Annotated in this window: 19 protein-coding genes and 1 pseudogene; 16 read left to right on the forward strand and 4 right to left on the reverse strand. The window is 31.1% G+C overall.

Features of this window, described 5'->3' with window-relative positions; translation table 11 throughout:
* Positions 1–39 precede the first annotated feature (39 nt).
* The 4 genes from ACEN2H_RS00945 to ACEN2H_RS00960 form a co-directional block, all read right to left on the reverse strand.
* Positions 40–507 (reverse strand): YdeI/OmpD-associated family protein, encoded by a 468-nt coding sequence (locus tag ACEN2H_RS00945; protein ID WP_441729607.1) that lies wholly within the window; start codon positions 505–507, stop codon positions 40–42.
* A 201-nt stretch (positions 508–708) separates the two neighbouring features.
* Positions 709–1,182 (reverse strand): hypothetical protein, encoded by a 474-nt coding sequence (locus ACEN2H_RS00950; RefSeq protein ID WP_441729608.1) that lies wholly within the window; start codon positions 1,180–1,182, stop codon positions 709–711.
* Between the two features lie 244 nt (positions 1,183–1,426).
* Complete coding sequence (gene purL, locus ACEN2H_RS00955) at positions 1,427–5,080, reverse strand: phosphoribosylformylglycinamidine synthase (protein ID WP_441729609.1); 3,654 nt, start codon at positions 5,078–5,080, stop codon at positions 1,427–1,429.
* Between the two features lie 85 nt (positions 5,081–5,165).
* The gene (locus tag ACEN2H_RS00960; RefSeq protein ID WP_441729611.1) at positions 5,166–6,680 is read right to left on the reverse strand and encodes a hypothetical protein; all 1,515 of its coding nucleotides are present in this window, start codon (positions 6,678–6,680) and stop codon (positions 5,166–5,168) included.
* Between the two features lie 113 nt (positions 6,681–6,793).
* Between ACEN2H_RS00960 and ACEN2H_RS00965 the strand changes: the two genes are divergently transcribed.
* The 16 genes and pseudogenes from ACEN2H_RS00965 to ACEN2H_RS01040 all read left to right on the forward strand — a co-directional run bounded on the left by ACEN2H_RS00965 (position 6,794) and on the right by ACEN2H_RS01040 (position 26,253).
* Positions 6,794–7,219 carry a PaaI family thioesterase gene (locus tag ACEN2H_RS00965; RefSeq protein ID WP_441729612.1) on the forward strand — a complete coding sequence of 142 codons (426 nt, stop codon included), beginning with the start codon at positions 6,794–6,796 and terminating at the stop codon, positions 7,217–7,219.
* A 47-nt stretch (positions 7,220–7,266) separates the two neighbouring features.
* A complete protein-coding gene (locus ACEN2H_RS00970; RefSeq protein ID WP_441729613.1) occupies positions 7,267–8,328 on the forward strand; it encodes an isochorismate synthase in 1,062 nt (353 codons plus the stop codon).
* Positions 8,329–8,408: 80 nt separating this feature from the next.
* On the forward strand, positions 8,409–9,125 hold the full coding sequence (gene bshB1, locus ACEN2H_RS00975; RefSeq protein WP_441729615.1) for a bacillithiol biosynthesis deacetylase BshB1: 717 nt from the start codon (positions 8,409–8,411) through the stop codon (positions 9,123–9,125).
* 2,728 nt (positions 9,126–11,853) lie between these two features.
* Positions 11,854–12,102: a hypothetical protein gene (locus tag ACEN2H_RS00980; protein WP_441729616.1), complete on the forward strand. Its 249-nt coding sequence runs from the start codon at positions 11,854–11,856 to the stop codon at positions 12,100–12,102.
* A 501-nt stretch (positions 12,103–12,603) separates the two neighbouring features.
* The gene (locus tag ACEN2H_RS00985) at positions 12,604–13,203 is read left to right on the forward strand and encodes an acetyltransferase (RefSeq protein ID WP_441729617.1); all 600 of its coding nucleotides are present in this window, start codon (positions 12,604–12,606) and stop codon (positions 13,201–13,203) included.
* Positions 13,204–13,211: 8 nt separating this feature from the next.
* The gene (locus tag ACEN2H_RS00990; protein ID WP_441729618.1) at positions 13,212–13,904 is read left to right on the forward strand and encodes a lipid II flippase family protein; all 693 of its coding nucleotides are present in this window, start codon (positions 13,212–13,214) and stop codon (positions 13,902–13,904) included.
* A 183-nt stretch (positions 13,905–14,087) separates the two neighbouring features.
* Positions 14,088–15,059, forward strand: a complete 972-nt coding sequence (locus ACEN2H_RS00995; RefSeq protein ID WP_441729619.1) for an EpsG family protein — start codon at positions 14,088–14,090, stop codon at positions 15,057–15,059.
* Complete coding sequence (locus tag ACEN2H_RS01000) at positions 15,056–15,982, forward strand: glycosyltransferase (protein ID WP_441729620.1); 927 nt, start codon at positions 15,056–15,058, stop codon at positions 15,980–15,982. The genes ACEN2H_RS00995 and ACEN2H_RS01000 overlap by 4 nt, the downstream gene beginning before the upstream one ends.
* The gene (locus ACEN2H_RS01005; protein WP_441729621.1) at positions 15,975–16,610 is read left to right on the forward strand and encodes a sugar transferase; all 636 of its coding nucleotides are present in this window, start codon (positions 15,975–15,977) and stop codon (positions 16,608–16,610) included. Before ACEN2H_RS01000 ends, ACEN2H_RS01005 begins: the two co-directional genes overlap by 8 nt.
* A complete protein-coding gene (locus tag ACEN2H_RS01010; protein ID WP_441729622.1) occupies positions 16,567–17,328 on the forward strand; it encodes a GNAT family N-acetyltransferase in 762 nt (253 codons plus the stop codon). The genes ACEN2H_RS01005 and ACEN2H_RS01010 overlap by 44 nt, the downstream gene beginning before the upstream one ends.
* 304 nt (positions 17,329–17,632) lie before the next feature.
* Positions 17,633–18,510, forward strand: a pseudogene (locus ACEN2H_RS01015) (IS982 family transposase).
* 117 nt (positions 18,511–18,627) lie between these two features.
* The gene (locus tag ACEN2H_RS01020) at positions 18,628–19,704 is read left to right on the forward strand and encodes a GNAT family N-acetyltransferase (protein ID WP_441729623.1); all 1,077 of its coding nucleotides are present in this window, start codon (positions 18,628–18,630) and stop codon (positions 19,702–19,704) included.
* Between the two features lie 534 nt (positions 19,705–20,238).
* Positions 20,239–21,402 (forward strand): DegT/DnrJ/EryC1/StrS family aminotransferase, encoded by a 1,164-nt coding sequence (locus ACEN2H_RS01025; RefSeq protein ID WP_441729624.1) that lies wholly within the window; start codon positions 20,239–20,241, stop codon positions 21,400–21,402.
* A 292-nt stretch (positions 21,403–21,694) separates the two neighbouring features.
* On the forward strand, positions 21,695–23,023 hold the full coding sequence (locus tag ACEN2H_RS01030; RefSeq protein WP_441729625.1) for a UDP-N-acetylglucosamine 4,6-dehydratase family protein: 1,329 nt from the start codon (positions 21,695–21,697) through the stop codon (positions 23,021–23,023).
* A gap of 18 nt (positions 23,024–23,041) precedes the next feature.
* Positions 23,042–23,866, forward strand: coding sequence for a polysaccharide biosynthesis/export family protein (locus ACEN2H_RS01035; RefSeq protein WP_441729626.1), 825 nt, complete (start codon positions 23,042–23,044; stop codon positions 23,864–23,866).
* Between the two features lie 5 nt (positions 23,867–23,871).
* Positions 23,872–26,253: a polysaccharide biosynthesis tyrosine autokinase gene (locus ACEN2H_RS01040; RefSeq protein WP_441729627.1), complete on the forward strand. Its 2,382-nt coding sequence runs from the start codon at positions 23,872–23,874 to the stop codon at positions 26,251–26,253.

The following is a 26,253-nucleotide window of genomic DNA, read 5'->3' on the forward strand; positions in this document are numbered from 1 at the left end:
TTCCAGCTAGCTCAAAATCGTGGCAAGCATTAGTGTTTATTATTGATTTTCTAATTTTGCAATAAACTTGATTATTTTTTTAACTTTTTGGTTTTCTGTTGCAACTGAGTTAATGCTTTCTATTATTTCATTTTGTTCTTCAAGTTTTAGTTTTTTAAAAAAATCTAAAACTTGAGCATCTTTAAAACACTCGAAAATCATTTCATTATCATTTGCTTTTTCGTCGTTTTGATTTTCAAGATAAAGTGTAACATTGACAAAATCTCCAGCGCCTTTTCCGATAGAATTTCTAATTTCAGAATTTAACGCCATTTTTTTGTCGGAATTTTTCATTGGGCCTAAATTCTTATTTTTAATTTCAAAATTGTCAATTTTACCAGATACTTTTAAATCTCCCCATTTTCCTTTTATATCTTTAGTATTTGGAATAATAAGTTGATAAGTCCAAGCACCATTTCCAGGAATATATTGAATTATTAATTTTTCATTATTTACTATATAATTCATTATTTTTTTCTGTAAATCGTTGTTTTTAAATATTTCACTTCTGTTTTTGGGCGACATTACTGCCGACGTTATGCCACTTTGAGATGGCTGGAAGTTCGTAAGCCCTCAATTTTCGGATTAACGAAAACTTGATGCGAAACGATAATTCCACTAAATTCCAGCTAGCTCAAAATGGCTGTTAGCAGATCGGCTTTTTTTACTTTATGTTGTTATTTCAAAAACTTTTTCAAAATTAGTTATTAGTTTGTTTTTTTTTCGCCACATATAAAAACGGCTAATAATGAAAAAACCTAAAAGAATTATATTTATTATTGTATACATTTCTACAGGTGTCGATTCCATATAAAGGATTAAATTAAAAATAAGAATTCCAAAAATCGGCAAATACTTTATCCAATAATATCCGAATCCTATAGGTTTAACTTCGTAAACTATTTCTGTTCGATTGTTGCTTGTTGAATTAAATTTTCCGCAAATAATAAATGGTGCTGGAAATAAAGTAGAGTTTTTAGTCAGTTCAAATTTTGCTTCATTATATGTTCCATAAAAACTTTTATTTGATTCTCCGGATATTGAAAACACTGCAAATGGAGTTCCTTTAATTTTTGGATTTCCATATTTTGTATTTTTAACTAAACGTTCTCTACATTCTATTATACTAATTTTTGTAACCATTTTGATAAAGTCAACTTTATTTTTTTTGATAGTCTATTTGTCTAAAATAGTTGTTTTTATACGATTTTCCCTAAGCTGTCTGCTAACTACCCCATTTGGGATGTAGATACGAAGTTTTGTATCGTTTTATATAGCATCAAATATATTCATTAATTTCTTACAAAGTATGAAATCGACTCTAATTCATCCACATAAAAAAAGCGCTCCTTTTCAGGAACGCTATCTATATAGTAAATCAACGAAATTATTTTTTAGCTATCCATTTTTTGGCATTGACAAAAGCTTCGTGCCAAGGAGAAACTTCATCGTTTCTGCCTGCCGGATAATTCGCCCAGTTCCATTGGAAGTTAGAACGCTCAATATGCGGCATCATCACTAAGTGACGACCTGTAGTGTCGCATAACATGGCGGTGTTATAATCAGATCCATTAGGATTCGCTGGATAACCTTCGTAACCGTATTTCCCTACTATGTTGTAGTTTTCTTCGGCAAGCGGCAAGTTGAATTTTCCTTCACCATGCGAAACCCAAACTCCTAATGTAGATCCAGAAAGTGTAGACAGCATCACTGATTTATTTTCCTGTACCGTTACCGAGGTAAAGATACTTTCGTGTTTATGGCTGTCATTATGAAGCATTTTTCCGTGCACTTCATGCTCAGGATTAATCAATTCTAATTCCATGAACAACTGGCAACCGTTGCAAATTCCAACAGATAGTGTGTCTTCTCTTTTGAAGAAGTTTTTCAACGTGCTATTTGCTTTTTCGTTGTATAAAAATGCTCCCGCCCAACCTTTGGCTGAACCCAATACATCCGAGTTAGAGAAACCACCCACGATACCTATGAATTGAATGTCTTCCAGGTTTTCACGACCCGAAATCAAGTCGGTCATGTGAACGTCTTTAACATCAAAACCGGCAAGATACATCGCGTTTGCTACCTCACGCTCAGAATTACTTCCTTTTTCACGGATAATAGCTGCTTTCGGACGTGGTTTTGAGAAGTCGATTACGGGTTTCTTTCCTGTAAAATGTGCAGGGAAAGTAAACTGTAAAGCTTGGTTTTTATAATTGTCGAAACGAGCTTGCGCCATTCCGTTTTTAGATTGCTTTTGGTCTAACAAGAACGAAGTCTTGAACCAGATATCCCTGTACTCTTTTATGTCAAAAGTCAATTGTCCAAGGTCTAAAGTTTCGTCATTCGTAACAGTTCCTAATTTATAGAAAGCAAGCTCGTTTCCATTTAATTTATTTTCTAAAGTAGCATCGTCTTTGGCTTGGAAAACAATTCCTATGTTTTCAGCAAAAAGATATTTGATGATGTCTTTTTCTTCAAAAACAGAGAAGTCAATTTTGGCTCCCAAATTCAAATCGGCAAAACACATTTCCAATAAAGTTGTGATCAATCCACCACTTCCTATGTCGTGCCCAGCAATGATTTGATTGTCAAGAATTAATTCCTGCATCGTATTAAAGGCCTTTTTGAAAAAAGCAGCATCTTTAATTGTCGGTGCATCTTTCCCGATGGTATTCAAAGTCTGCGCAAATGAGGATCCACCTAATTTGAAATCATCTTGCGAAAGGTTGATGTAGTAAATAGAACCGCCGTCTCTTTGCAAAACAGGTTCCACTACTTTATTGATGTCGATACAATTTCCACCTGCCGAAATAATGACCGTTCCCGGAGCAATCACTTCTTCGTTTGGATATTTTTGTTTCATCGAAAGTGAATCTTTTCCCGTAGGGATGTTGATTCCTAATTCGATTGCAAAATTAGAACAGCTTTCTACCGCTGCGTACAAACGAGCGTCTTCGCCTTCATTTTTACAAGCCCACATCCAGTTAGCCGAAAGGGATAATCCTTCCAAGCCATTTTTGATCGGTGCCCAAACGATATTTGATAATGCTTCTGCAATTGCGGTTCTACTTCCTGCAACAGGGTCGATCAATGCCGCAACGGGCGAATGTCCTATTGAAGTCGCCACACCTTCTTTGCCTAAGTAATCCAAGGCCATTACGCCACAGTTATTCAATGGTAATTGTAAAGGTCCAGTAGTTTGTTGTTTGGCTACTTTTCCACCCACACAACGGTCTACTTTATTTGTTAACCAGTCTTTACAAGCCACTGCTTCTAGTTGCAATACTTGCTCTAAGTAGGTTGATATGTTCTTTTTATCGTAATGCAAATCAGCATAATTTCTGTTGATGTTTTTGTCGGTCATCACCACTTTTGGAGAACTTCCAAAAAAGTCTTCCAAAGCATAATCCATTGGTTTAGCACCAGTAGTTTTTGACTTGAAAGTAAAACGATGATCTCCAGTCACATCACCTACTTCATACATTGGAGCGCGCTCCCTGTCAGCTATGCGCTGTAAAGTGTCAATGTCTTTTTGACCTATAACTAATCCCATTCTTTCTTGAGACTCGTTACCTATTATTTCTTTGGCCGATAGGGTAGGGTCACCCACTGGCAATTTGTCCAGGTCAATTAATCCACCTGTATCTTCCACTAATTCCGAAAGACAGTTTAAATGTCCTCCAGCTCCGTGATCGTGAATCGATACAATTGGGTTGTTGTCGCTTTCTACGAGTGCACGAATGGCATTTGCAACACGTTTTTGCATTTCTGGATTCGAACGTTGTATTGCGTTTAATTCAATTCCTGAACTGAAAGCGCCGGTATCAGCAGAAGAAACTGCAGCACCACCCATTCCGATTCTATAATTTTCCCCACCCAGGATAACGATTTTGTCTCCTGTTTGCGGTGTTTTTTTGATTGCTTGTTCTAATTTTCCGTAACCTATTCCACCTGCTTGCATAATTACTTTGTCGAAACCTAATTTGCGAGCATCTTCTTCATGTTCGAAAGTAAGCACAGAACCTGTAATTAACGGCTGTCCGAACTTGTTTCCAAAATCAGATGCTCCGTTCGAAGCTTTGATTAAAATATCCATCGGAGTTTGGTACAACCATTTTCTTTCAGTCATTCCATTTTCCCAAGGTCTGTTTTCTTCTAATCTTGAGTATGAAGTCATGTAAACCGCTGTTCCTGCTAGAGGTAAAGAACCTTGTCCACCTGCAAGACGGTCACGAATCTCTCCACCTGCACCAGTTGCCGCTCCATTGAAAGGCTCTACTGTTGTTGGGAAATTGTGTGTTTCCGCTTTTAATGAAATCACAGAATCGAAATCCTTGGTTTCATAAAAATCAGCTTTGTCTACACTTTTTGGTGCAAATTGTTGTACTCGTGGTCCTTTTACGAATGCCACGTTATCTTTATATGCTGAAACTATATCGTGAGGGTTTTCAGCAGATGTTTTCTTGATCAGTTTAAATAAAGAAGATTCTTTCTCGACACCATCAATAACAAACTTTCCGTTGAAAATCTTGTGACGACAATGCTCTGAATTGGCTTGTGAGAAAGCGAAAATTTCTGAGTCTGTTAATTTTCTAGCAATTTTAACGGATAAATCATCCAAGTATCCTACTTCTTCTAGGCTCAAAGACAAACCTTCAGATTTGTTATAGGCTGCAATATCATCAATGTCCAAAATAGGCTCTGGCTTTACATCAGTTGTAAAAATATCTTGATTTAATTCGGAATATTTCTGTGAAAGCATCGGGTCAAAATCAGTAAAATCAGCTGTCGCTTTGTGAAATTCTTCGATTCGAATAATTCCTGATATCCCCATGTTTTGGGTAATCTCCACAGCATTAGTACTCCAAGGCGTAATCATTGTGGCACGAGGACCAACAAAAAAATCCGACAATACGGATTTTTCTATTTTATTTGAGTCGGCAAAAAGCCAATTGAGTTTTGAAATGTCTTGAGCTGAAATTTCGTTTTGCGTTTGTACTGCAAAAACAGTTTTGCTTTGGTTTTCAAAGAAATGGATCATTGTTGTGTAGTTTGTTGTATTATGGCTGCAAATTTAGTTTAAAAAAGTAGTAAGCGCAAGAGCCAAAAGAAAAGTATTTCGGAAATTATTTCGGGAAAGGCATACTTTGATAGGCTCCTAAATCAGGGGGTAAAGTTCTTGTATTTCCTATGATGTCAATTGGAATCATGTAGCCTGAGTTCCCTTTGGCGAAAGCGGCCGAAGTTTCGTCAATATTGAATTTGTTTTCTGACTGATTGAGGAATTTGGGATTTTCATTTAAAATAATCGCGTTGTAATGCGCTGTATCAGTTCTAAATTGATAATCTGGATTTGCTGTGGCTGAGTCAAATTTTATCAAACAATTATTAAATTGGTACTCAAAAGCAGCGGCTGTTTTTTTACTTAAAAGCATCTCGTTAGGATAGGAGCCGTATATAATACAATTATTAAAAGTGGCTTGGGTTAACGCTTTAACCTCAGGAATGGCTCCAAGGGTATAATTATCAATAGATACTGCGACTTGCGACGAGCTATTCCAGTTATTGTTGAATGTACAATGGGTGAATTTATAATTTCCTCCATAGGAACAGCTTAAACTAGCCAAGCCAGCAGAATTGATTGCAATGTTTTCCCCTTCTATTTTTGCGGTCTGCGCCAAAATACCATAGTTGGAACAATCATAGATTTGCGTGTTTTTGATGGAAACGGTTGTTCCGTCATTGTTTTGAATCAATAATCCGATGGTCGCGTTTTTAATACTTAAATGGTTTATGGTATTTTTTGTACTCCCGTCAGTAAGCCAAATCGTTCCCCACTGTCCTGGGACATCAGAATATTCCGGTTCTAGTCGGTCGCCCTCAAAAACGACTTCATTTTCTAATTTATCAGTGGTCGATATATTTCCGTTTACGTTTATTGAAGCATTGTTAGCTACAATAAGTCCTGAATTAGCATGAAAATGTACACGGGAACCTGCTTCAAAAACAGCTTTTTTTCCAGTAGGAACAGCAGCATAACCATAGATTACATAGGGTTTTTGATTGGTAAACAGAAGTTCGTTACCATTTATTGGATCATTTTCATCTAGATAAAAGCCTTCGATTTCTTGATCATCAATAGGAAGCGTTTCTTTCGTACCATCACTAAAACGTTTTGGATATAAGAAAACAGCATCTTGAATGAGCGTCACAAGTTCAACCGTTTGCAGATTAGTTCCGCCGTCAAACTCAATTTGGTCCGTATACAGGAAATCAGATGGGTTTACATCAGTAATATTTGCGGTAGTTTCTATGAAGATAAAAAGGCTGTCTTTGGCCAAAAGATCAATATTATTAAAGAGTTTTCCTTCTGTCCCTTGCATACCATCAACCGTCATGCGATATTTTGAATTTAAACCCTTTGTAAGTTTTATTGTTGGGATAGTAATATCATTTTTACTCCGGTTGTATACTTTAAGTCTATAGGTGCTAGAACCTATGTTTGTAAAAACGGTATCTAGGTAAATCGTGTCTTTTGAAAACGCCAAATCACCTGTGCTGGCTACCGTTTCAAAATCAGAACGACACGAGCCGAGAGCTAATATTAAACCAATAAAAAGTAAAAAAGGGATAGGACGCATTTAGTTTTTTATGTAAAAATAAGAAAAATCTATTTTGAAATCAGAATAACAATTGTAATTACTGCTTTGTGTCTCATCTTTTATTTATTTTTACACTCTTTAAAATAAGACAGATGACATTAGACAAAGATAAAATGCTTCAGTATTGCAATGATTTTTCAAAAAACACACTGATGCAAACTTTAAATATAGAATTTATAGACGCCGGGGAAGGCTTTCTTGTTGCTAAAATGCCTGTTAATCCTAGTGTTCACCAGCCTGCAGGATTGTTGCATGGTGGAGCTTCAATAGCTTTGGCGGAAAGTGTTGGAAGTGCTGCTTCTTATTTTTATATTAATGGTGAAGAACAAGAGGTACGCGGAATCGAAATTTCTGCGAATCATCTAAAAAGTATTCGAGAAGGTATTGTTTATGGAACTGCCCGCATTATCCATAAGGGAAGAACTTTACACCTGTGGGAAATTAAAGTCACAGATGAGGCCGGAAGCTTAATATCGCTTTGTAAATTGACTAATATGGTTTTGGATAAAAAGAAATAAAAAAAAAGCTTTTTTTGTTCAATATATAGTTAAAAAATGATTAAAAGATGATTGATTTTTTTATAAAAGTTAAACAACAAATGGCACTCAATCTGCCGTTTGTGATTTACAGGAAGCCCAATAAAACTAAGTTAATTGGTTTTTTTCAAAAAAATGACCATTTGTATTTTGCTGAAGATTTTAATGAGACGGGGTTTGTATTTGCCCCTTTTGATGGTAGCCAGATTATCCTTATTCCTAAAAAAGAATCTGTATTATGGGAATCCGAACTGACGGCTTTTAAGGCGGATTACGATTCTGATATTGAATATCCTGAGAATATTGAAGACAAAGAACGTTTTGAATCACTAGTGCAAAAAGGAGTTGATGCTGTGGCGAGTGGTACTTTTAAAAAAGTAGTTTTGTCAAGAAAAGAAGTTATTGACCTGACTAATTTTGATTTGGTTTCAGTATTTAAAAAATTAGTACATACTTATCCAGCTGCTTTTTGTTATTGTTGGTATCATCCTAAAATTGGTTTATGGGTCGGGGCAACACCGGAACGCTTGCTAAAAGCTAGCAAGAAGAAGTTTTGTACAATGGCTTTGGCAGGGACACAAAATTATGAAGATACCATTGATGTAGTTTGGAAAAAAAAAGAAATGGAAGAACAGCAATTTGTGACTGATTTTATTTTAGATAGTATAAAATCACTAACCACAGAAGTGGCAGTTTCAAGTCCATATACATTGAAAGCTGGGGGTGTATTACACATTAAAACAAATATTGAAGGGAAATTAAATAAGGATTCTAATATGAAACAAGTAGTTTCTGTTTTACATCCAACACCTGCCGTTTGCGGCTTGCCAAAAGAATCTGCCAAGAATTTTATTTTAGAAAATGAAGAATACGATAGAGAGTATTACACTGGGTTTCTAGGAGAAATAAATAAGAAAGAATTTTCTAAAGATACGTCCAAAACTGATTTGTATGTTAATTTACGCTGCATGCAAATAAAAGACAAACGCGCTCATTTATATATTGGTTGCGGAATCACGGAAGCTAGTATTCCTGAAAAAGAATGGAAAGAAAGCGTCAATAAATCGATGACGATGAAAAAGGTATTGTAGAATAAGAAAGAAAAAAGAATGGTTTGTAACGAGATGTTGTAGATCAATGATAATAGCAACAAATAATAAAGAAGAAGAAAATGAAACTAGATATATTAGCTTTTGGAGCTCATCCAGATGATGTAGAGTTGGGTTGTGCAGGAACTCTTTTAAAAGAAATGTCATTGGGTAAATCCGTTGGGATTGTCGACTTGACGCGTGGAGAATTAGGAACAAGGGGTTCAGCAATTATTAGAGATCAAGAAGCAAATGCTTCAGCAAAAATTCTAGGGGTCGCTGTAAGGGAAAATCTAGGTATGCGTGACGGCTTTTTTTTAAATGACGAAAAACACCAATTGGAAATCATTAAAATGATTCGAAAATACCAACCCGAAATAGTATTGTGTAATGCTATTGAAGATCGACATATTGACCATGGAAAAGGAAGCAAGTTGGTTTCTGACTCTTGTTTTTTGTCAGGATTGATGAAAGTAGAAACGGAACTGGAAGGGGAGAAGCAAGCTGCTTGGAGACCAAAATTAGTTTATCATTATATCCAATGGAAGAACTTAGAACCGGATTTTGTCGTTGATATTACTGGATTTACTGATAAAAAAATCGAATCGATTTTAGCCTACAGTTCGCAGTTTTATGATGCGTCTTCGACAGAACCGGAGTCGCCTATTTCATCTAAAAACTTCCTAGAAAGTCTTAATTATCGCTCAAGGGATTTAGGAAGGCTCGCTGGAGTAGATCACGCCGAAGGTTTTACTGTTGAAAGATATTTGGCAGTCAATAGCTTAGGGGATTTGATCTAAATTTGCTATAATTTTTTAATTATATTATTTGCAGAAGTAAACTTATGTTGTATATTTGCAACCGCTAAGCAAATGGTGGTTGTAGCTCAGTTGGTTAGAGCATCGGTTTGTGGTACCGCGAATTTTAAATACAGAAATATAGTTAAAGTCCTTTTTATAAGGGCTTTTTTTATGGTCAAAATTCTAATTTCTAGTGACTTACAGTAATTTAGAAGAACGTGTTTTTATTTTAAAGATGTCTGGTTAATAATTCCAAATTTACTTAAAAACTCTTAAATGTTTGTGTTTTTTGACACTTTTAGCTTTTATGAAAGAGAATCAATTTTTTGATATGAAAATCACTTCTAAATTTAAGAGTTTAATCCGCTTAATTATCAATATAAAAGAAAAAAGAAAGTGCTTCAAATTATGGTTATGACTTGCGGTAATGAAGTGAACAGTGAACGACTGAAGTAACATGAGTATTCTAAATTTACTACATATTTTTATCGCACATCCAAATAATCTTGTTTTGAAAGACAACCCCAAGCACCACAGAAAAACATGCAATTTTTTATGAGGAGCGATGTGGCGTTTTTGCGGTAAATTACTAGCTACAATATATCGAGAGTGAAATTTAGCTTTTGTGAAGTTTAAAGAAGGGATAGTAGCGTGAAACATAGGGTAAATAATAAAATTTAGCGAAGCATTCCTTGATTTAATGCAAAGTGCTAACAGCGAATACCTCAATAGCTATTCATAAGAGCAACTGCTGAACCAACAAAGGGAGAAGGACAATAATATTGCTGAACGCAGAGTAGCAAAATGGCTGTAATCCGCCTAATTCAGGTTGACTTTGTGACACGAAGCTTTATTTGATCAGCGTACTAATATGTACAATATTACAAATCATCTTCAATTCATTTCTATAAAAAATCGCTCCTTTTCACGAACGCTCTCTATCGTAAATCAAAAATTATTTTTTATCTATCCATTTTTTAGTATTGACAAAAGCTTCCTGCGATGGAGAAACTTCATCGTTTCTGTTTCGCCTAGTTCTATTGGAAAGTAGAACGCTTAATACGCTTAATATTAAATAATTGATTAAACAGTAGGTTAACATAAAACAGTCGCATTGTGATCAGATTCGTTTGGGTCTGCTGAATAGCCTTCGTAACCGTATTTCCTTGCAATGTTGTAGTTTTCTTCGACAAGCGGCAAGTAGAATTTTCTTTCACCAAAAAGAAATAAAATCCTCGTGGAGATCCAGAAAGTGCAGACAACATCCTTGATTTGTTTTCTTGCACCTTTACTGAGCTATAGATGCTTTCGTGTTTATTGCTGTCATTGTCAAGCATTTTTCCTGGACTACATGCTCCGGATTAATAAGCTCTAATTTGAGTAACTATTGCCAACCATTATAAATTTTCAACATATAAAGTGTTAACTCTTTTTAATAAATGCACGAAAGTATTGTTCCGTGTATTTATTAAAATTTAAATGATTTAGTCATTCATCCATGAAGATTTGTAGAGTATGTCTACATCTACTTAATATCACTTAATCATATCAAATCACAAACCTATACATTACCACAACAATTGCGTAATCTTTACTTTTACGTTTTTTTTCTATTAATTTAAATAAAGACAAATTATCTATTTTTATTGAGTTTTTGGATGTTATTCTCACCAAAATAAGTTATTTTTTACATTGTATGTTTTTTATATATTAATGTTTTGATATTAATGTAAAATCTTATGGTATTATTGTGAATGTTACAGTCAATAATTATTTCGTTAATCTAAATAATTAGATGACTTTTAAATCAAGCATTTATATTACTAAGGGGATTTTTAAAATGTTGTCTAGTGTAGTTATCATCTAACTACAAACAGAACCTGGATTTATGTTGTATAATCGTCTGATTTAAAAAATCTTATATGATTTTATAAGGAGTTAGAGAAGGGGAAGAAATAAAACAGTACGACATTATTACTATTTTTAGAGGTTATACTCATTGCGAAGTAAGAAGTTGTTTTGCAAGTTGAAAAAAATAGAATCCGTTTGGTTCTAAAATAATTGGGTGTTTTAATTACAATTTCCAAACAAGAAGAAATTTAGTTTGGTATTAAATAAGTTGCTTTCTTAGTCTTAAAGAATGGGACTGAGAGGGCGGAGCCATAAAAAAAGCACATTAATCTTATTTCAGCATACTCTTTAGAAGAAGTAAAAATCATTAAATACTCATAGATTGGTGAATTTAATTAAATTTCACCTACTTTTAAAATCAGTTAAATTTAAATCATTGGTTAACAAGAGTTTAGCTAAAATAAAATATATTTGTACACGCTTTTCTGTCAGTTCTTCGACAACAGCAATCAAGATTTTTAATTTTGAGAGGAAGCAAAAAGTTATTATTAAAAAAAAAATAAATGTTTGTAATTTCCTCCAAGTTTAGCCCCTCAATAGTTCGGCGTGTTATTTTAAAATTCAACTTTATATATTTGAGATATGAAATACAAGAAATGAACTTTAACTCAGAAGCTATAAATACTAGCTGCTTCAGAAGACATGGGTATGAGCATAGTCGAAGGGAACAACTAGTTGTTAACAATTTCTGATGACGATAACGAACTCATTGAACAGTTAACTGATCAATTATCACTGAATAATAATAACAAAGACGGTTATTTAAATTTAACAGCGACTATGTCTAAAGCAATTTCATCTGCAGAATTGACAATCCGTGGTCAGGAATTATTACAAATACATCAGCAGTTTTAAAGTACTTAAATCTTATGAGTCATTAAAATTTATTCAGGAATGCTATGCTGAAAAAGAAAAAGAATTCAAAGCTGCACAGCTACAATTGCCACGTTTTAGGGACCGCAACCAATTTATAAACACAGTGCTTACCCAAACTACTTTAGAGGGGATGCAATCGGAAAAAGATTTAGCAGAAGGTATCTATACCGAATTGGCAAAATATTTGTAAATCCAGCAAATACGTGTAAAAAAAGACACACCAATATTTACCGGTTTAAAACCGGTTTCGGTTCCGATTGAAAAATCAAAACCACACAGACTTTTGGTTATAGTTATATGGAGATTTTTGGGTGGTATTGTGGGTATTAGAATGGTGTTTGGGAAAGTGTTTTTAAATTCTATAAAAAATAGTTGGAAAAAACAAAAAGACTAAAATTTCATTACATGTCACAAAGGAATGAATGGTTTTTCAATTTATTTTTTTAAAAATAAAAAAAATGAGATATTATTTAATTAATTCATAACTAATTTTTTTACTGATAAGTAAATAAAATAACCAAATCATTAAAATCTAATTATTTAGACTGAGGATTCGAAGTTTTAGAAAATAATTATAACTAAAATAAAGAAATTCAGTTTATAAGATGAAGTTTAAAGTAAAATAAATTCTTTACTTTGCTATGACTTTTTTTTCCATCCTAATATTTCATTTATAACAAATTTAAATTTTATGATTATTGAAAAAATAAAATTATATGGCTTTTGGGGATATATAAAATTAATAAGAGATAAAATATTTACAATTATTTTTTTTCCTAATGCAAGAATTGTGAGGTTGCCAATCTATATCCGAGGCAGAAAAGGGATTAGAGGTGCTGAAAACTTAACCACAGGAGTTAACTTAAGGATTGATATAATTAATTCTGATATTAGTACTCCTATACTTGACATAGGAAAAAATGTTGAAATTAATGATTATGTTCATATTGGAGTTGCAGATAGCGTTTCAATAGGTGATAATACATTGATAGCATCAAAGGTTTTTATTTCTGATCATAGTCATGGGTCCTATTCTGGAGATAATCAAAGTAGCCCAAACTCAACTCCAATATGTAGAGCTTTAAAATCAAAAAAAGTTGCTATAGGCAAGAATGTATGGATTGGCGAGTTTGTATGCATTTTACCTGGCGTTACAATTGGAGATGGGTCTATAATAGGTGCAATGAGTGTTGTAACAAAAGATATACAAGCAAACTCTATTGCAGTTGGTTCTCCAGCAAAAGTTATTAAAATTTACGATGAAACGAGATGCCAATGGGTATCCATTTAAATTAAATTATGTTTTTATTAGCCGCCATTTCTTATGGATTTTCTATATTTATAGATGTTGCTGTTTATCATTTAAAATTTCATGTACACGATATTAAAAATTTGAGATACCTTTTTTCTTTAATTAATGTTTTCCAATTTTCTGCAAGAGCTTTTGTTTTAATTTTTATTCCCATGATGGCATATTATACTGAAACAGTAAAAGATATGAATTTAGTCTGGATGATAACGTTGTATTCGCATGTTTTTGTAATACTACTTTTGTTGCCTCTTTTATTTAAAAATTTTTCCTACAAATTTTCGATTGCTGTCATAATGTTATTAAATCGTGTTTTGGGAAAGAATAGAAAAATAGATTTAGTAGAAAACTTGAAACTTGAAAATTTACAAGATTTGCCTAAAGGAGGCTTTATTAGTAAAATATTATTTTCGGGCAGTATTTTTATTTCAGGTTTTTTATTTTCGGTTGGTATTACATTTATATATTACTTAAGTTTTTGGTACCCTGAAAAATCTCTAACACTTGTTTCATATAGCCAAATTATAAATATGATCGGCTCAATTCTTTTAATACTATTTATAGACCCTAAAGTTATGAGTTCAATTGATATTGGTGATGGGCAAAAAGAAATTAAAATATTAACAAGAAGTAGAATATTTGTACATATATTTTTAATATTCCTTTTATTTCTAATTAAATAATATTGAATATTATATTCAAAATAATTAATTTTCTATTATTAAGCTCGCTTAATTCACTTAAAATTTCAAGTTATGTGTTGTTTATCAAATAGTAAACGAAAGACATTAAAATTAACAGTAAATGTATTTTTAGATTTTATATAAAAACTGAAGGATTATTTACCAATAAAATTCTAAATAATAGTGATAATTGTTGCTGTTTTACTTTTTTGTGTTTATTTCCTTTTAGGATATTTCGAAGATAGAAATTTGAAAATTTTGTTCGCTATCTTGTTTGTAATACTATCTTATGTATTAAAATTTTCAATTGATGTCACTAAAACAGCAGATTATGATAATTATCTTTATTTAATTAATCTAGATTTACCAGAATTTTCATTAAAAATGCTCTTTGCTGAACCTTATTTTTTTCAAATAGGAAGTTGGCTTTGTAAGTATTATTCTGAAGAACAAAGTTTAGCATTCTTTACCGAATCTAGTTTTATTTATAGTACTATTTTTTTTCTTTGGTTGGCGTTTTTAAATAATGTTTCTACGTTCAATAGAATAATTATATTTTCATTATATTATTATTTTTTTGCTTATGTAGTCTATAGGAATGGCCCAGCATATATGTTATCTGGGGTTACTTTTTACTATTTACATAAAAATATATATTTAAAAGCTACAGCACTTTTATTTCTTATGCATTTGAGTTCATTACCTGTTATTTTTTTTTCCATATTTAAAAATAAATTAGGAGACAGAAAATTACTCGTTATGTGTTTTTTATTTATTATATTTTTCAATATATTGGTTAGAATTGAATTATTTGCGCTTTATGATAAATTTTCATCTTACGAAAATGAAGCTGAATATGGTCAAAGCATTTTTCATAAAATATATTTTTATTCTTTTGTATTATTTAACATATATTTATTTCGTTTTAAAAAAGATGTAATTTATAATTACACCTATTTATTACTTTTTGTAACTTATTTGATTTTAAATTATTCAAATTCAGTGATGGGATATCGCTTCTCAATTTATCTAACTTTGTACTTAATGCTAAACCCTAAACTTGACTACAGTGAAACAAATAGACCTACATTGCTTTTTTTAACACCTATCTTTTTTATACTATTTATATTTAATTATTTAACACTTCAAAAATGAAAATTCTTGTAATTCTGGCTTCATACAATGGTGCTAAATACATTGAAGAGCAAATAGATTCCATTTTAAAGCAAGAGTCAGTGTCTTTAGATATTATGGTATGCGATGACTGTAGTAAGGATAATACAATTGAAGTCCTAAATAAATATAAATTGAATGCTAATGTATCAATAAATAAAAGAGAAAAAGGAACAGGGAATGCGCCTCGTAATTTTCTAGATGCAATACTGTCCTTATCAGACGAGTTTGTTAATTCATATGACTTTATCGCATTTTCAGATCAAGATGACATTTGGTTTCCAAATAAAATGTTTGAGGCAGGTAAAATACTTAGGAAGGAGCAGTCAAGCTTATATTTTTCAAACTTGAATTTATGGGATGAAAACACTAATTATAAAGCTGTTATTAACAAAAGCTATCCTCAAAAAAAATATGATTTTTTGTTTGAAGGAGGTAGCGCTGGTTGCACCTATGTTTTTACAAATGATTTTTGCCTAGGATTAAAAAAAATATTAAAGAACACCAATTACTATGATTGGGAACTCTTCTCTCATGATTGGTTTGTTTATTTTTATGCAAGAACTAACGGTTTCAAAGTTTCTATTGATAATAATGCCTACATTACTTACCGTATTCATGCTAATAATTCTTATGGGCAGGTAAACAAAATTTCTATTTCTGCAATTAAAGAGAGATTAAAATATATAAAAAATGGATGGTATTTTAATCATATAAAAGAGTTTAGTGCATTTATAACTCCTAACTCTGTTGAAAGTAAAATATATCATTTATATACTAAAAACTATTTCACAAGGTTGTATGTGCTACTAAGATATAATTTTGAATTAATGCGTAGTTCTAAAAAATTTATACAGTTTTTTATTATTAGTTTACTACCAATAAGAATAAATAAGTATGTATAAGAATTTTTGTAAAAGAGTAATCGACTTTATTGCTTCACTAATCCTGATAATTTTATTGAGTCCATTATTAATATTGGTAATAATTGTTTTATTCATCGCCAACCAAGGCAAACCTTTCTTTTTTCAACAGCGCCCTGGAAAAAATAGTAAAATATTTACTATCATTAAGTTAAAGTCCATGAACGATAAAAAAGATGATAAAGGCAATCTCTTGTCCGATGAAAGGCGATTAACCAAAGTAGGTGTTTTTGTCCGTAAAACATCATTAGATGAAATTCCACAATTGATTAATGTTATAAAGGGAGATATGAGCCTTATTGGGCCAAGGCCTTTAGTTATAAGATACCTTCCTTTTTACACAGATAAAGAACGTTTAAGACACACCGTTAGACCTGGAATTACAGGTTTAGCTCAAGTAAACGGCAGGAATGCTCTAAAGTGGGATGAAAGATTGGCTTTAGATGTTGTTTATGTTGAAAATTTAAGCTTCAAGCAAGACTTAAAGATTTTATATAAAACAGTTTTGAAAGTAATAATCTCTGAAAACGCAATTTCGAATCCGGAATCCATAATGAAAAATTTAGATGATGAAAGAAAAAATGGAAATACTAAGTTACAACAAGGTTGATGAAAACCTCGCCGTTTTGATTGAATTGCATAAATTAATTTCTAAAAATAATAAGTTAAATAATCATTTAATTTATTTTGATACTAATTTTCCATCATATTTAAAAAAAATCGTAGTAGATCCTAGATGCAATTATATCTTTACTCTTAGGCTAAATGGCACTATAGAAGGTGTTATTCATTTTAAAATATTTAATGATATCATTTTTCTCAATAATATTTGTTTAAGTGAAAATTGCCAAGGAAAAGGATTAGGGAAAATTTTTCTTTTTGAAAGTTTAAATTTGTTGAACAAAACAGATTTTAAATATTTTACTTTAGATGTATTTATGTCAAATCAACGAGCTCTTTTATGGTATAAAAATTTAGGACTTGAAATGAATAAATCGACTACGTGGAAACAAATTTTTCTAATAAATAATCAAGAATATAAGAGCTTGTCTGATGAAATGATATTTAAAAAAGATTTTAATGGATTCAATAGTTTGTTTTTTAATGAAGTGAAAATAGCGACTATCGTAAATAATACAACCATGCTAATTCATGATTTGACTTACATAAACCAAATGCCATTATATAAATATATTCTTATCACTAATCAAGATACGGAGTTTCTTAAAAACGGAAATTTTGAAATAACAGATTTGGACACTTCAGTAAGAATGATATGCCCCATGAAAACTTTTTTAAATAATTCTAATAAATTAAACATAAAATAAGTAGTTCTTTTGCTTAATATCTTTCAATAATTATATAGGGGAAAGATCTTTTTTATGAAAAAATAAATTTAGCACATAAAACTATCTCAATAAATTCCTCAATAAATTACCTATGCTTTTTCTTCTTTTACGTTTACATTACAACAATATCATTTAATTCAAATAGACAAAACTTGTCGTATTTGTTCCTATTTATATTTTATATAACCCGTTGGGTGTAATTATTTGAGGTAAAAAATATTGATTAGATATTGTTCAAAATACTGAAATTCAGTATCTTGAAGTCGCAAAACAAACAATATCTATCTCAAATATAATAAAAAATTATTTAAGAGTTTTAGAAGTTTTAAGTTCTTTGAATTGTGAATTAGAATTCAAATCAGATGTTGGCAGAAAACAAAAAATGTCTGATTTAGAAGTAGTTGCATTGAGTTTAACTGCTGAATTTATGTCTATTGATAGTGAAAACTCACTTTTTAAACAGATTAACTCCAAAGAAATTCCTAATCTAATTGAGCGTAGTCAGTTCAATAAAAGAAAAAGAAAATTGTTTTTCTTTTCAGAAGAAGTTAGAACAAAATTGGCTTCTCGTTTTTTAGAATTTGAAGATTATTTTATAGTGGATAGTATGCCTCTAGAAATTTGTAAATTCTCAAGACACAACAGAATTAAAATATGTAAAAATGAATTCGAGACTGCTCCTAGCAAAGGATTTTGTGCTTCACAAAACAGTTGGTTTTATGGCTATAAACTTCACGGAGTTTGTTCCGTATTTTTCATTCTTTAGACATTACTAAAGCAGAAGTTCACGACATCAATTTTTTAAAAAATACAAAACAACAAATGTCTGATTGTGTGTTGCTTGGAGACAGAGGGTATTTGTCTGAAAGTATACAATTAGATGTGTTTCAAACGGTAAACGTTAAATTAGAAACACCAAAAAGGATGAATCAAAAAAACTATAAACCACAACCTTATATCTTTAGAAAATCAAGAAAAAGAATAGAAACATTGTTCTCTCAATTATGCGACCAATTTATGATTAGACGAAATTACGCGAAATCTTTTCAAGGCTTTAAAACAAGGATTTTAGCAAAAATAACAGCATTAACTTTGGTGCAATTCATCAATAAATTTATTTTTGAGAAACCAATAAATAATATCAAAACACAAATAATTTAATTACACCCAACGGGTTTTATATAATCAATTATTTATCAGGTATGCTTTTTTTAAAGGTGTGTTCTGTCAAATGAACAAATTTTTATGTTTTTTATTAGTAATTATAATAAAATTTAAATGCTGCAAATATTTAAATTAGATTCAAAAGAAGGTATTGAAAATTACGAATTTTCACTTTCAACTCTAAATGTTTCGGAACCTTTTTTTTTAAAAGAATACATAGATGTTTTTTGTAGTGGAACAAAAAACCTGATTTGTTTTTTTTATTTTTCATCTAAAAATAATGCTAGTGCAATAATGCCAGGTTATTTGAAACCGATTGTTATTGGTAAAGAAGAAACAATCTTTTACGATTTTATAACGCCTTACGGATATACGGGTCCAATTTTTTCTAATAACATAACTCAATCTGATATTTTAGATTTTTGGGAATTGATTGATCAATGGTATACTGATAATCATGTAATAACTGAATTTATCAGATTCAATCTTTTTGGAAATCAAGAACATTATTCTGGAGAAAAGTTCCCATCATTGCATAATATTAAAGGAAATATTATCGATAAAGAGGATCAATGGATAGCATTTGATCGTAAAGTAAGAAAAAATGTAAATAAGGCTAAAAGAGAACATCTTACCAGCGCAGTATATTTTTTGGATATATCTGATATAAAAATTTCTGAATTTTATGATATTTATATTCAAACAATGAAAAGAAGAGACACAAATAAAAGTTTTTTATATTCTTTTCAGGAATTTAAAAGATTTATAAACAACAATGAAAAGCATTCAGCAATTTGTACAATTTATTTTAAAGATATTCCTATTTCATCGGAATTGATTTTGATTTCTAAAGATTCAATTTATTCTTTTCTTGGAGGAACGGATGAAAATTATTTTGATAAAAGACCCAATGACTTTCTTAAATTTGAAGTTTTAAATTGGGCAAGAGCCCTAGGAAAAAAGCATTATATTTTAGGAGGTGGCTATAGTCTTGAAGATGGGATATTTCAATATAAAAAAGGCTTTTTTCCTAATGATGTAGTTGATTTTTATACTGGAAGGAAAATTTTGAACAAAAAAGTTTATGATCAATTAGTTACTAAAACATCTAATTTTAAATTATCAAAAGGTATGGATAAACTAGATATTGAAGATAATACCTTTTTTCCTTTATATAGGAAAATAGATTGATTTTATTATGCTTATAAAAATTGTATTGGTATACCGTACCCCATTTTTTAGACAGAAACATCTACGATTTAGATAGGGTTTTAGTTTACTATTATATTCTTTTGGTTAATATTGGAGATGACTTTTTAAGCTCTTTAAAAACCTAAAAAAGGTCACAAATTTTATCAATCACACTTAGAGAATTTTCAGAACTTCAAAGATGGGATTTGGTAATAATTTTTGTGCATATACCCAAATTCGACCTTATTAAGTAATTGGTAATCTCAATATTATTAACAGTAGATCAATTATCGGACATAATTCAATTATTAGAGACAATAATATATTTAATCCTAAATATTGGTTTATCAGGACATACGAAGGTGGGCAGTGCAAACTTTTTTAGTCTAAATGTTGTGACAATTCCCAATATAAGTATTGGCGCTAACAACGTTAGTACACCAAATATGGTCATCGAAAATAATATTAAATCTGATTCGACTTTTTTTCATTTATGTAAAGAAGTAGTGTTAGTTATAACTAAAGATTAATTTTATGGAAAGTTCAAAAATATGGTTATCTTCTCCACACATGGGAGGATCCGAGCAAAAATTTATTAAGGAAGCTTTCGATACCAATTGGGTAGCTCCTTTGGGGCCAAATGTTAATGGATTAGAAAATGATATTGATCGTTATTTGTTAAATCAATCCCATGTTAGCGTCTTAAATTCGGGTACAGCAGCAATTCATCTCGGACTTATTTTATTAGGAATAAAACCAGATGATGAAGTAATTTGTCAGAGTTTTACTTTTGCAGCTTCAGCAAATCCCATTTTATACCTCCGGGCAATTCCAGTTTTCATTGACAGTGAGTTAGATACTTGGAACCTATGCCCGATTGCATTGGAAGAAGCTATTGTTGACAGAATAGAAAAAAGAAAAACACCAAAAGCCATTATTGCCGTTCATTTGTATGGAGTGCCTTATCAAATTGAAGCAGTGAGAGCAGTAGCAAATAAATATTCTATTCCTATACTTGAAGACAGTGCAGAGGCTTTAGGGAGTAGTTATAAAGGGCAAAAGTGTGGGACTTTTGGTGATATTGGTGTCTTATCCTTTAATGGAAACAAGATCATTACTACCTCTGGTGGTGGAGCTCTTGTATCAAAAACGAAGGGACAAAAAGATAAAGCGGTATTTTTAGCAACTCAATCCAGAGACTTTGCGCCACATTACGAACATTCAGAAATTGGTTATAATTACCGCATGAGTAATATCTGTGCAGGAATTGGTCGTGGGCAGATGGAGGTCCTTGATTCTCGAGTAGCTTTAAGAAGAAAAATACACAAATTTTATATAACATTATTTAAAGAAATTCCGGGGGTCACTGTTTTTTCAGTTCCAAATGAAGATTATTTTGCTAATTATTGGTTAAGTACTATCATTATAGATCCTCTAAAAACAAATGGGATTACCCGCGAAACATTAAGACTTACTTTTGAAGAAGATAATATCGAATCCCGGCCTCTTTGGAAACCGATGCATTTGCAAGTTATTTTTCAATCCTATCCGTATTATGGAAATAAAATTGCGGAAACATTATTTGAGAACGGACTATGTTTGCCATCAGGATCTAATTTAAGCGAGCAAGAGTGTGAACGTATTGCTGCTGTTGTTAGTAAAGTTTTTAAGGTTGAGCTTTTTAAAGTTGTAGTTTAAGAGTAAAACAATTATAGGGTATAAAGTGTTTATTTATAAAATGAATTACATTATTTATAAATAAGACACAATACATATTTCTAAAAAATAGACTATTTACGCACATTAGACTGGGACAGTTTTGTTACTCGTTAAAATTGAAATATGATCAATCTTGGTATTTTAATTATTAAGGTTAATATTTATGTTTTTGATACAAATATGTAGTAAAGTAAGTTATTTGAAAATTTAAACTCTAATTCGATTAAAGATATTCGGCCTCATTTATAAAAAAAAAAATAAAAATATTTTTATGAAAATTATGCATAGTTCAATATTAAATTTAAGAAAAAAAATAGCTTTAATCCTTTGCTCGGAATACGTCAAGTCAAATACGATTAATGAAAACAAGCTCTCAAAAGCAGATGGATTAAGTGGAGGTGACATATTTTCAGATTTTAACTCAAAGGGTCACACAGCTCCAAAAGTTGCAAATGGCGTTAAGGAAATAGAAAATTCAAAAAGAGCTTTAAGTTTTAAAACGCAAGATTTATTAGAGCGTGATAAGATAGTTCTGGATAAAAATCCTGTATTTAACCAATTAAAAAGAAAAACAGTTTTAATTACTGGTGCAGCAGGTTCTATAGGAAGTGAAATTGTAAGACAAGTAGTTGAATTTAACCCTGACAAAATAATTATTTTAGATCAAGCTGAAACACCTTTGCATTTTTTAAAATTAGAACTAGAAGATATTATTTCAAATACTACAATAGAAACGGTTATTTGTGATGTCAGAAACAAAGACACCTTGAGTGACGTTTTTAAAAAATTTAGTCCGCAAGTTGTGTTTCATGCTGCAGCCTACAAGCATGTGCCTATGATGGAGGATAATCCGGCTCAAGCGGTTTTTGCAAATGTTTTAGGTACAAAAAACACGGCAGATTTATCAATTGAATTTGGTGTAAATAACTTTGTTTTTGTTTCTACTGATAAAGCAGTCAATCCAAGCAATGTTATGGGCGCTAGTAAAAGGATTGCCGAAAAATATATCCAATCTTTATTCTTTAACTCAAAAGGGGGAAATACGATAACTACAAAATTTATTACAACCCGTTTTGGAAATGTATTAGGTTCTAATGGTTCTGTTGTCCCTTTGTTTACCCAACAAATACAGAGTGGAGGTCCCATAACAATTACACATCCAGATATTATTCGCTATTTTATGACCATTCCTGAAGCCTGCCAATTGGTGCTCGAAGCTGGTGCAATAGGGAATGGAGGGGAAATTTTTATTTTTGACATGGGACAGCCTATAAAAATTATAGATCTTGCTACAAAAATGATACGATTGGCAGGTTTGGTTCCTGATAAGGATATAGCGATTAAAATCGTGGGATTGCGTCCTGGAGAAAAATTATACGAAGAACTTTTCAATGAGTCTTCAAAAACATTGCCAACACACAACGAAAAAATATTGATAGTAGAAGATAGTTGCATGGAATATTCAAGTTTATCAGAACAGATTGATGATTTGATCGCTTTAGCAAAAAACTCAAATAAAAATGCAGTTGTTTTAAAAATGAAAAGTATTATTCCTGAATTTATAAGTATGAATTCAAAATTTAATGAATTAAACGTTTAGAAATAGCAAATGATGAAAATGTCAAATCAAATTAATTATAAAAATAATCAATCAACTACCATTAAAATGAAAAATATAGTCAGCAGATTTAGTCCTATTCTACTAATGACACTAGGGGTTTTGACCTCTTGTGCATCTAAAAAAGATGTTATTTTATTCCAAGATATTCAAGTAAGCCAACAAAATTCTGTTAACTATGCATTTCCTAAAATACAAATAAATGATATTCTTGATGTAAAAATAAGTGCATTAAATCCGGAAACAGCGAATCCATATAATTCTTCAATATCAAGTTTAAACGCTGTTCAAAGTCTTGATTTAATGAAATTAAATGGATATATAGTTTCTAAAGATGGTAAAATTATTCTCCCTATACTTGGTGATATTATAGTAACTGGCAAAACAAAAGATGATTTAGAAAAAGAATTAGTACTTATTCTGGAAACCAAAGGGCATTTGAAAAACCCAACGGTTAATGTTCGAATTTTAAATGCTAAAGTCACTGTACTTGGAGAGGTAAAAACTCCAGGAACCTATGCTTATACAGAACAGTATATATCATTACCGCAAGCTTTAGGTTATGCAGGTGATGTTACTGCCGAGGCCAATAGAAAAGAAGTCGTTATAATTCGTGAAGAAGATGGTATAAGAAAATACCATAAAATCGATTTAACCAAGACGGATTGGTTCAATTCTCCTTACTTCACTATCAAACAAAATGATATTGTGTATGTTTATCCCAATAATGTAAAAGTGAAAAGCACAGGTTTTATAGGTAACACTCCTACGGTACTTTCGGTTATCTCTATTTTATTAACCTCTTTTGTTTTGTTAACTCGCTAATTCTGATGGAAAATATAAAATTGAAAACAACATCCGAAGATAATATCAAAGAAACTATTTTGCAATATTTAGGTTATTGGAGATGGTTTATTTTAAGTCTATTTATCTGTACTAGTATCGCCTTTACTTACCTACGATATTCAAAGAATATTTACCAAACTACTGCACAAATAAAAATTTTAGACAATACGCAAGGCAAGATGGGTCTGCCTAGTGATATCAATTCGTTATTGTCAAGTAACAAAGTAAACTTAGATAATGAAATAGGCGTTATAAAATCGCAACGACTTTTAAGTCGCGTTGCATTAGCTTTAAATTTAAGTACGAGATATTATATTGATGGAAAAATTACAAGTTCAGAACTTTGGGGGAATTGTCCTTTTAAAGTAATTTGGTTGAACACTCAAGATAAAATTAATCCAAAAAAAATTGAATTTTCTATTGAATTTGAAAAAGAGGGATATAAAATAGTTTCAGATGATAAATTAAGCAATCAGACTTTTCAATTTGGCAAAAAAAATGTAGTGTCAGAACAGTCTTTCATATTGGTTCTAGCGGATAAAGTGGTTCCCGAAAAATACGTTAAAGGGCAATTTACAGTTAATAGAATCCCACTGCCATTTGTCTTAGATGATTTATCCAGTAGTATAAATTTAGTCCGTACAGCTAAACAAAGTGAATTACTTTCTATAGTACTTAACGGAGAAAACAAAGACAAATCGGAAGCAATTATTAATGCAATTATTGATGAATTCAATAAAGATGGTGTTGTTGATAGACAATTAATTTCGCAACGTACAATTGATTTTGTTAATGAACGTTTCGTTTATTTGATTAGTGAATTAGATTCAATCGAAAATAATAAGCAAGTATATAAGAAAGAGAATGATTTAAGTTATTTACCAGAAGATGCTAAGGAAACAGTATCTAGAAAATCAATTAATGATAGCGAATACTTCAGTTTAGAAACTCAAATGGCATTAGCTAATTTATTAGAGGAAACCCTTGAAAATGATAAAAATTTTGAATTATTACCTTCTAATCTTGACATTAAAAATGAAAACATTAATTTATTAATTGCAGATTTCAATAAGACAATTTTAGAACGAAATAAAGTCCTCCAAAGTGCAGGGCTGCAAAATCCTTTAGTATTATCATTCTCAGAGAAGTTGATTAAGCTTAAGCAAAATATACTTTATTCTATCAAAGTATTACAAAAACAACTATTTGTTTCCATTAGTAATGTTAAGTCATTAAAACAGGATAATGCCAGTTTATTTAGTAGTATTCCAGCCAAAGAAAAAATATTACGTTCCATTGAGCGTCAGCAAAACATTAAAGAAACACTATACTTATTTTTGCTTCAAAAGCGAGAGGAAGCCTCTGTTTCAAAAGCGATTACAACACCCTCAATTAAAGTAGTAGATTATGCTATTTCAAGTTATAAGCCTATAACTCCCAAGAAAGATGTTATTTACGTAGTTGTTTTGTTTTTGGGATTACTTATTCCAATTATTATAATTTTTATAGTCCAAATTTTAGATACTAAAATTCATAGTAGACAAGATTTTGATCGATTAGTTCCAGAGATTCCGGTAATAGCAGAGATTCCTTTTATTCAAAAAGACCAACATATCATAAAAACTAATGATCGTTCCATACTAGCAGAGGCGTTCAGGATGTTGAGGACTAATATTACCTATTTAATGCCTATTAAAACTAATGGCGAATCCCCGGTAATTTTCGTGACTTCTTCAATAAAGGGAGAGGGAAAGACTTTCGTTTCTATAAATTTAGCATTAACACTTTCATCGATGAATAAAAAAGTAATACTGATAGGAGCTGATTTGCGAAATCCACAATTACATAAGTATTTAAATATTATTAAAAACCGAATTGGTCTGTCTAATTACTTACATGACGCAAGAACAGATTGGAAAAGTTTAATCAATGAAAAGGCTTTTAATAATGAGTTTTTAAATATCATTTTTGCAGGTTCTATAACTCCAAATCCAGCTGAATTATTATCAAACGGGCGTTTTGAGGAATTGCTTAACATTTTGAAAAATGAGTATGATTATGTAATTGTAGATACCGCACCTACTATTTTGGTCACAGATACTCTTTTAATTTCTCAATTATCAGATTTGACGGTATATGTTACCCAAGCAGACTATACCGACAAAAAATTATTGGCCTATTCATTAGATTTAAAAATTCAAGGAAAATTGAAAAATATGGCCTACGTAATTAATAAAGCGGGCATCTCCAAAGGATATGGCTACGGGTATAATTATGGCTACGGGTATAATTATGGCTACGACGACGACGATAGATTAGTAGAGAAAAAAGCAAAATTTTTTAGATTTCTAAAAAACAAGCAGTAA

The organism is Flavobacterium sp. W22_SRS_FP1 (assembly GCF_052113685.1).
GTDB lineage: Bacteria > Bacteroidota > Bacteroidia > Flavobacteriales > Flavobacteriaceae > Flavobacterium.

Bases quoted from the DNA above. Each gene is read 5' to 3' on its own strand.
- ACEN2H_RS01010 (WP_441729622.1), top strand. From the start codon at position 16,567: ATGATGAAAGAAAAAATGGAAATACTAAGTTACAACAAGGTTGATGAA.
- ACEN2H_RS00965 (WP_441729612.1), top strand. From the start codon at position 6,794: ATGACATTAGACAAAGATAAAATGCTTCAGTATTGCAATGATTTTTCA.
- purL (WP_441729609.1), bottom strand. From the start codon at position 5,080: ATGATCCATTTCTTTGAAAACCAAAGCAAAACTGTTTTTGCAGTACAA.
- ACEN2H_RS01020 (WP_441729623.1), top strand. From the start codon at position 18,628: ATGCTGCAAATATTTAAATTAGATTCAAAAGAAGGTATTGAAAATTAC.
- ACEN2H_RS01040 (WP_441729627.1), top strand. From the start codon at position 23,872: ATGGAAAATATAAAATTGAAAACAACATCCGAAGATAATATCAAAGAA.
- ACEN2H_RS01035 (WP_441729626.1), top strand. From the start codon at position 23,042: ATGTCAAATCAAATTAATTATAAAAATAATCAATCAACTACCATTAAA.
- ACEN2H_RS00990 (WP_441729618.1), top strand. From the start codon at position 13,212: ATGTTTTTATTAGCCGCCATTTCTTATGGATTTTCTATATTTATAGAT.
- ACEN2H_RS01025 (WP_441729624.1), top strand. From the start codon at position 20,239: ATGGAAAGTTCAAAAATATGGTTATCTTCTCCACACATGGGAGGATCC.
- ACEN2H_RS00985 (WP_441729617.1), top strand. From the start codon at position 12,604: ATGATTATTGAAAAAATAAAATTATATGGCTTTTGGGGATATATAAAA.
- ACEN2H_RS00960 (WP_441729611.1), bottom strand. From the start codon at position 6,680: ATGCGTCCTATCCCTTTTTTACTTTTTATTGGTTTAATATTAGCTCTC.
- ACEN2H_RS01030 (WP_441729625.1), top strand. From the start codon at position 21,695: ATGAAAATTATGCATAGTTCAATATTAAATTTAAGAAAAAAAATAGCT.
- ACEN2H_RS00950 (WP_441729608.1), bottom strand. From the start codon at position 1,182: ATGGTTACAAAAATTAGTATAATAGAATGTAGAGAACGTTTAGTTAAA.
- ACEN2H_RS01005 (WP_441729621.1), top strand. From the start codon at position 15,975: ATGTATAAGAATTTTTGTAAAAGAGTAATCGACTTTATTGCTTCACTA.
- bshB1 (WP_441729615.1), top strand. From the start codon at position 8,409: ATGAAACTAGATATATTAGCTTTTGGAGCTCATCCAGATGATGTAGAG.
- ACEN2H_RS01000 (WP_441729620.1), top strand. From the start codon at position 15,056: ATGAAAATTCTTGTAATTCTGGCTTCATACAATGGTGCTAAATACATT.
- ACEN2H_RS00945 (WP_441729607.1), bottom strand. From the start codon at position 507: ATGAATTATATAGTAAATAATGAAAAATTAATAATTCAATATATTCCT.
- ACEN2H_RS00970 (WP_441729613.1), top strand. From the start codon at position 7,267: ATGATTGATTTTTTTATAAAAGTTAAACAACAAATGGCACTCAATCTG.